Source organism: Staphylococcus equorum, from assembly GCF_029531845.1.
GTDB lineage: Bacteria > Bacillota > Bacilli > Staphylococcales > Staphylococcaceae > Staphylococcus > Staphylococcus equorum_C.
This window is the reverse complement of the sequence record NZ_JAMBPV010000017.1, coordinates 34,231-40,247: the sequence shown is the minus strand read 5'-3', so window position 1 is coordinate 40,247 and position 6,017 is coordinate 34,231. Positions and strand designations below refer to the sequence as shown.

Here is a 6,017-nt window from a genome sequence, read left to right as displayed (position 1 = left end):
CAAATACAACTGCAAAACAGACGTAAAACACAAAAAATTAGGAGTGGTCAAGATGTTTAAACAATTATCAATCGAAAAATATATACCAAAAAAATACAGAAATAGTGTAGAAGAATTTTATAAAGATATGGACGGTTGTTGGTTAAACTTAAAAGAAGGTTATATATCAGCAGATAATGAAGCAACAAGTATTCATGAAGATACAATAAAAGATGTAAAATCTAAACTTAAAACAATTATTTCAGAAGTTGAGTTTGATAATATGACGAGAAAAGAAATAACAAATTTTCTAAATAAATAACAAATAGTTGTTCGTCTATTTTATAGGCGAGCAACTAAATAAAAGGGAGGACTTAAAATGAACTATAATTCAGTTATAATATACAAGGAAATAGAAATTGATATTAGTTTTTCAGAAACTAAGTTGTTTGATTTACAACACCAGATCACAATTGAAAAAAGCAAAAAACATACCAACTTAAGTAAGTTAGGAAAATTGAGATATGAATTAGAAAAAGAGCATGAGAATTATTGTAATTTATATCTTATGAAACATGAATGTTTAAGTGAACAAGCAATAATTTAAATTCCATCTACATTATAGATGTACAATGCTAGTATTTTATAAAATCAAAAATTAAAGGTAGGAATAAAGATGAATAGTTTAATTTTAACAGGACGTTTAACTAAAGAGGTTGAAATCAAAGAAATAACTAAAAAGAATGGAGAAACTACTAATATAAGTACCGGCACTATAGCAGTAACCAAAAGCAAAGATCAAGCTGATTTCTTTCATTTCAAAATTTGGGGAGATAAAGCTAAAAGTATTAAAGAATACACAACCAAAGGTAGCAACATTCAATTACAAGGGAAACTGAAACAAAATACTTTTGAAACTGAGAATGGCACACAATTTTTCACATATATGTTAGTTTTAAATTTTGAAACTTCTGATTCTAAAAGCGTAACAGAAAGTTTAAGAGCTAGAAATGAACACACAGAAAATCCGTTTAATAATACAGATAAAGATTCAGTTTATGATATGAAAGGGTATGAAGTAATGGAAAGTGTAGAAGATGATGATTTACCATTCTAATAAAGTGAACTTATAAAAGTCTTTTAATTTTTTAATAAGATTTAGGGACTTTTTATATGCGAACATTTGTTCTATAATTGTTTTGAGGTGATTATCCATGAAAATAATTAATCCAGACATGCCAGAACCTTATAAATATGAAACTGACTATAGAAAGATACCAAGAGAATACTTAAATCCTCACATACCTACAGGCAGAGGAATTATTAAGTGGAACGCCTTTAAGACAATGCCACAACAATACGAAATATTAGACCAGCACATAGAAGATCAAAATAAAATAGATATGCCATTATTATCAGATGAGCAATTACAAGAAATAAACGAAAAAGTCCATGAAAAAATTCAAAAGAACAGAGTTGCAGATGTAAGTTATTGGGAAAATGGATATGTCTATACATTGCAATGTTTTATAAACAAAATAGATATATTAGAGGGGAACATGATTATTAAAAAGATAGATAATCAAGGAATAGTAAAGCTTACTTTGAATAGTATTGTTAGTATAGAATAGAAAAAATAATAATTATATATATTTCTAAAAACAAAAAAAGAAAGCCGTAATTTAGGCTTTCTTTATAAATCTTTATATTTTATTATTTCAAAATCTCCTTTGAAATGTTTCTGTTTTAATATATATTCTGATTTCACTTTTTTACCTTTAAGTTGTTTATCCATTATAATTTTAATTTTGTTATTTTCTCTAGAAACATCAACAAATTTAAGATTATTATATTTCACTTTTTCTTTAGATTTCATAAGTTTTAATAACTGTTTCTCTAATTTTGAATTAGGTTTGATATATTTATCAACTTTGGAATAATCGTGTTTATCATATGCTTTATTCAAGTCACTCACATACTTATTCATAAAATCTTTAGACTTAGTTTTAAGTTTTTCAGTTTCTGCTTTATATTCATCAATTTCAGATTTACTAAAAGCTAATTCCAACTGTTGTATATCATGATTATGGTTTCTTTCTACTTTAATAGGTTTTGTTTTGAATTTTTTATCCTCATACACACCTGTAGCATATACTGATAAATCGCTATTAACAGCATATTTACCGTATATCTTGTTTGGTTTAAATTCTGTTTCTTTATTATTTATATGTAGCTTAATTTTGTTATTTTCTAGTTCTTGTGCATTAGAAATAGTAGTTTTGAACCATGCTTGGTGAAATGTATCATCTACAATTATTTTTCCCTTAGAATTTCTTTCATCGGTATCAATAAACATTTGACCGTTCACTTTTCCGTTTATTAAACTATCTTTAATCGTTTTTTCTGTATCTATAGTATAGCGACCAACAAAGAATTTACCAACACTACTTAATTTTTGTTTGTCTGTAACGGATTTCATGTCTTTACCTATATTATAATTATAAACACCTACATTGTCGTATTCTTTGACGTATGCTTGATATAAATGTGGTTTAAAAGTTATTTTATCTAAAAACATTAATTTCTTCCCATTTTTTTTGACCGTTACAATATCACTGTGTTTCGAATCAGTTAATGATCCAAAATCAGTGTTATTCTGTTTGTTATCTTTAATATTTTTTTCGATTTGTTCAATTTCTTTATTGAATCTTTTATGATTTTGGGGCTTTTTAATATATTCTATAAAATACTTAGCCTGTGTCTTACTAATTTCATCGTTATTATTTGATAATACTTTTGAAACATATCCATACTCATTTTTTTCAATAGCACTTTTGAATTTTTCAACTTGACCAGTCGCATTATTCTTCTGAATCAGATAAAAGAAAAAACCTACAATAAGAAGTATTATTATAGAAGCTATTATAATACTTTTATGATATTTGCCTTTTTTCTTAGTTTGTTCTTCTTCTTGCTCGTTATCCATATAAAAATCCTTTGTTATTTAAATTATAAACTTTCAGTATACTTACAGTTAGGGTAGTTTGAACACCCAACAAATTCATTGCCTGTTTTACTATGTCTAATCTTTAATTCATGATTACAATTAGGACATTTTTTGTTTTTTGTATTCTCTTTCCTTGCTAAAGATGGGGTAGTTTCACTTTTAATACTATTAATCCATTTAATCAAGGCATATCTATCTTTTAATATTACATCACAAGGTTTTGCTAATTTTACTGCACTCTTAGTGAAATAACTGTTAGTAATAACCCAACTTTCATCAGCATTATGATAACGTTGAGAAGCAAAAACCTCCTGAATAGCACCAATTGACACATTCTTTTTATATCCATAACGCTTAGCTTGTACTACTATTTTATGATTGTTTTTCTTTAAAATTAAATCTGCCCCAAAGTCATGACTTCCGTTAGTTACTACAGCTTTATAACCTAGTTCTTTAAACAATACTGATAAATAAAATTCAAAATCCAAGCCGTCCATTCGATCAATATCTTTTATATTAGCCCTTTTAAAGTTATTCTTAACACGCAACGATTTAATATAATTAATTAAATTAGGTAGCAACTTAATTATTATATAAACTACTAAAGCAACTACAATAATATAGAGTATCGAATTATTCATTTCAAACACCTCTCTTATGCTTATTTATAAAAAATTAATAATTCTCTTATACTTTTATTTTGTAAATCGTTATATATTCTCATAGAATCTCTCCAATAATATTGTTACAGGTGAATTTCTGTTATAATTATTTCTAGCACATTATTGGTTGTGCTAGGCTACGTGATGACTGTGGTCGTGATGTGAAAGCGTCTAACACATATATGTTAGACGCTTTTTAATTTAGACTTTAAAAGTGTCTTTTAAATCTTTCATACATTTTATATACCTACTTATTTGAATAAAAGTTATTTTCCCATAACCTTTGAAAACATTGATGTTACTACATTTACAATTTTTATTGTTTTACTGGTTGTGATTTACTTAACTTTAAAAATGCTATCAAAGCATAAAATGTATAAGACACATAAGTTATTGATGAAAATATCACAAACATTTTTGGATATAAAGATAAACCATTTTCAAAACTAACTATAATAGAACATATCGCAACCAAGCCAAAAATTAAGCCCAAAATCGAAATAAACATTTTACGTTGTTTCAATGGTTTATTGAAAAATAAAGCTTTATTGTTTGAAAATATTAGACCACCTAAAATGATTGGCAAAAAGAAATACATTAGCATACCAAAACCTGCAATATTTACGATTACTGAATACATAAAATCTCTCCTTTATTGTAAACCCAATTCAAGACATAGCTTGCTATCATCTTTGAATTGGGTTGTTACTAAATTAATGAATTACCAACTTACCTTGTTCTTCCATTTCTTTTATAATTTTATCTTTAGGATATTTTGAACTATAATGAGCCACACCATATTCAACCTTTGTTTTACATAGTTTGCTTGCTACCTCATTTAATACATAGCCAATTAATAAACCTATTATAATTTTTTTCATATAGACACTCCTTTTTTACAAATCAGTAAATTAAAAATTATCATTTAGCCAACTTTTGAATTTTTCCCATTGATTTTTACTTTCTTCACTAATTTTTTCAGTATCAATTTTATCTTCAACTTGTTTTAGTTGTTCTTTCATTTCGTTTTTATTGCCATTTTCTTTGCTATTTTGTGCTTCTTGTAATTGATTAACTCCGTCTTGAAATTCATTCGCTGCACTCTGATCTTGATTGTTTTGTTTTAAATTATCGACTTTAGTTTGTAACTCATTAATACTTTGTTGTGTTTGTTGTTCGTTTTGTTGAGAATTTTGAAGTTCTGATTTTGTATCATTTATATCTTGTTTCAATTGTTCATTTTCTTGTTGCATTTGTTCATTATTAGCAACATCTTGATTATCTTGTTCATTACTAAAAAAATAAGATTTTACCAATAGAAAACCAATAATGATTAAAGCTATTACTAATAAAATACTTAGCCATTTCTTTGAATTTTTACTTTTCTGTAAATCTTTTCGTTGGTTACGCTCATTATCTCTATCTCTTTGAGTATAAAAATCTTCTGGTCTGTTTGACTGTGGTATATCATTTTTGTAAGTTTCTTTATTTTTTTCATAACGACTTAAATATATATATTTATTGTATAAATCTTTAAATGGTTTACCAAATACTCTATATGAATCATCATCAGTAATACTATGAGTATATAAATCTGTATTTATCCCACCATTTCGATCAAGGGCTATTATTTTTCCGTCATCTTCGATTTTTAAGATTTTAGGGTATTCTCTAAAGTTCTCTGAATTACTCATAAAGCCATTCCTCCGTATATGTTGTAATTCAATGCAACACAAGTCATTTCTCAGCGTGTTTATGTGCTATTTAGGTTTATAAAACATTAAAGGTTCATTATTTTCGCCTAAATTCCCTTTGTTTTTGAAGCCCATTTTTCTAAAATAGTTTTTTCCTTTACTATTTAAATCAAATAACCAAATAGGAAGTTTTGTTAATTTAGAAAATTCTTTCAAACTTCTTATAAAACTTTCACCATATCCTTTATCAAAAGAATTTAAATTAATTAATTCCAACATAAAACCATGTTGCTTAAACAATTTACTTACATATGGATTTTTGTGTTCTTGAACAATGAAGTCAGAACTAATTCTTATTCTTCCAACTATTTTAAAATCTTCACTAAAGATATCAAAAGAATTAAATTCGTTCATATCTTTAGTAATAAAGTAACTGGAAAAAATTTGTGTCATTTTCACATAATAATAAACAACCTTTTGGTCTGCTGTTATATTTTCCGAATTTTCATTGTCAAAAATATCAATATTATAATTAGGGTCATTTACAAATTTACTCATTTCAGTTTTTAATTTAATAGCTTCATTTTCGACCTTATCTCTATAATCTTTTGATTTGAGATCGTTTCGTATTGTTTCATGTAGTTCTCGTAACTTTTCATTTTGTTTTTTCATAAT

At 26.2% G+C, this 6,017-nt stretch carries 10 protein-coding genes; 4 read left to right on the top strand and 6 right to left on the bottom strand.

Annotated elements, in window-relative coordinates:
* The 4 genes from M4L39_RS13785 to M4L39_RS13770 all read left to right on the top strand — a co-directional run.
* On the top strand, nucleotides 1-301 hold a 301-nt coding region (locus M4L39_RS13785), incomplete at its 5' end, for a hypothetical protein (protein ID WP_277582512.1).
* 57 nt (nucleotides 302-358) lie between these two features.
* Entirely contained in the window at nucleotides 359-586 is a 228-nt protein-coding gene (locus M4L39_RS13780; protein WP_277582511.1) for a hypothetical protein, read from the top strand.
* Nucleotides 587-655: 69 nt separating this feature from the next.
* Nucleotides 656-1,096, top strand: coding sequence for a single-stranded DNA-binding protein (locus tag M4L39_RS13775; RefSeq protein ID WP_193014034.1), 441 nt, complete (start codon nucleotides 656-658; stop codon nucleotides 1,094-1,096).
* A 97-nt stretch (nucleotides 1,097-1,193) separates the two neighbouring features.
* Nucleotides 1,194-1,610: a YolD-like family protein gene (locus M4L39_RS13770; RefSeq protein WP_277582510.1), complete on the top strand. Its 417-nt coding sequence runs from the start codon at nucleotides 1,194-1,196 to the stop codon at nucleotides 1,608-1,610.
* A 62-nt stretch (nucleotides 1,611-1,672) separates the two neighbouring features.
* On the opposite strand, the gene M4L39_RS13765 is transcribed toward M4L39_RS13770, so the two are convergent.
* From M4L39_RS13765 to M4L39_RS13740, 6 genes are all read right to left on the bottom strand, one after another.
* Entirely contained in the window at nucleotides 1,673-2,965 is a 1,293-nt protein-coding gene (locus tag M4L39_RS13765; RefSeq protein ID WP_277582509.1) for a TcaA NTF2-like domain-containing protein, read from the bottom strand.
* Between the two features lie 23 nt (nucleotides 2,966-2,988).
* Entirely contained in the window at nucleotides 2,989-3,627 is a 639-nt protein-coding gene (locus M4L39_RS13760; protein WP_277582508.1) for a restriction endonuclease, read from the bottom strand.
* A gap of 337 nt (nucleotides 3,628-3,964) precedes the next feature.
* The gene (locus M4L39_RS13755; RefSeq protein WP_277582507.1) at nucleotides 3,965-4,288 is read right to left on the bottom strand and encodes a hypothetical protein; all 324 of its coding nucleotides are present in this window, start codon (nucleotides 4,286-4,288) and stop codon (nucleotides 3,965-3,967) included.
* A 73-nt stretch (nucleotides 4,289-4,361) separates the two neighbouring features.
* Entirely contained in the window at nucleotides 4,362-4,529 is a 168-nt protein-coding gene (locus M4L39_RS13750; protein WP_193014038.1) for a hypothetical protein, read from the bottom strand.
* Nucleotides 4,530-4,559: 30 nt separating this feature from the next.
* Nucleotides 4,560-5,342, bottom strand: a complete 783-nt coding sequence (locus tag M4L39_RS13745; RefSeq protein ID WP_277582506.1) for a hypothetical protein — start codon at nucleotides 5,340-5,342, stop codon at nucleotides 4,560-4,562.
* A 66-nt stretch (nucleotides 5,343-5,408) separates the two neighbouring features.
* Nucleotides 5,409-6,014, bottom strand: coding sequence for a hypothetical protein (locus M4L39_RS13740; protein ID WP_119517866.1), 606 nt, complete (start codon nucleotides 6,012-6,014; stop codon nucleotides 5,409-5,411).
* Nucleotides 6,015-6,017: the final 3 nt, after the last annotated feature.

Excerpts from the sequence above, each read along its gene's own strand:
- M4L39_RS13780 (WP_277582511.1), top strand. The coding sequence starts at position 359 with ATGAACTATAATTCAGTTATAATATACAAGGAAATAGAAATTGATATT.
- M4L39_RS13775 (WP_193014034.1), top strand. The coding sequence starts at position 656 with ATGAATAGTTTAATTTTAACAGGACGTTTAACTAAAGAGGTTGAAATC.
- M4L39_RS13770 (WP_277582510.1), top strand. The coding sequence starts at position 1,194 with ATGAAAATAATTAATCCAGACATGCCAGAACCTTATAAATATGAAACT.
- M4L39_RS13765 (WP_277582509.1), bottom strand. The coding sequence starts at position 2,965 with ATGGATAACGAGCAAGAAGAAGAACAAACTAAGAAAAAAGGCAAATAT.
- M4L39_RS13760 (WP_277582508.1), bottom strand. The coding sequence starts at position 3,627 with ATGAATAATTCGATACTCTATATTATTGTAGTTGCTTTAGTAGTTTAT.
- M4L39_RS13755 (WP_277582507.1), bottom strand. The coding sequence starts at position 4,288 with ATGTATTCAGTAATCGTAAATATTGCAGGTTTTGGTATGCTAATGTAT.
- M4L39_RS13750 (WP_193014038.1), bottom strand. The coding sequence starts at position 4,529 with ATGAAAAAAATTATAATAGGTTTATTAATTGGCTATGTATTAAATGAG.
- M4L39_RS13745 (WP_277582506.1), bottom strand. The coding sequence starts at position 5,342 with ATGAGTAATTCAGAGAACTTTAGAGAATACCCTAAAATCTTAAAAATC.
- M4L39_RS13740 (WP_119517866.1), bottom strand. The coding sequence starts at position 6,014 with ATGAAAAAACAAAATGAAAAGTTACGAGAACTACATGAAACAATACGA.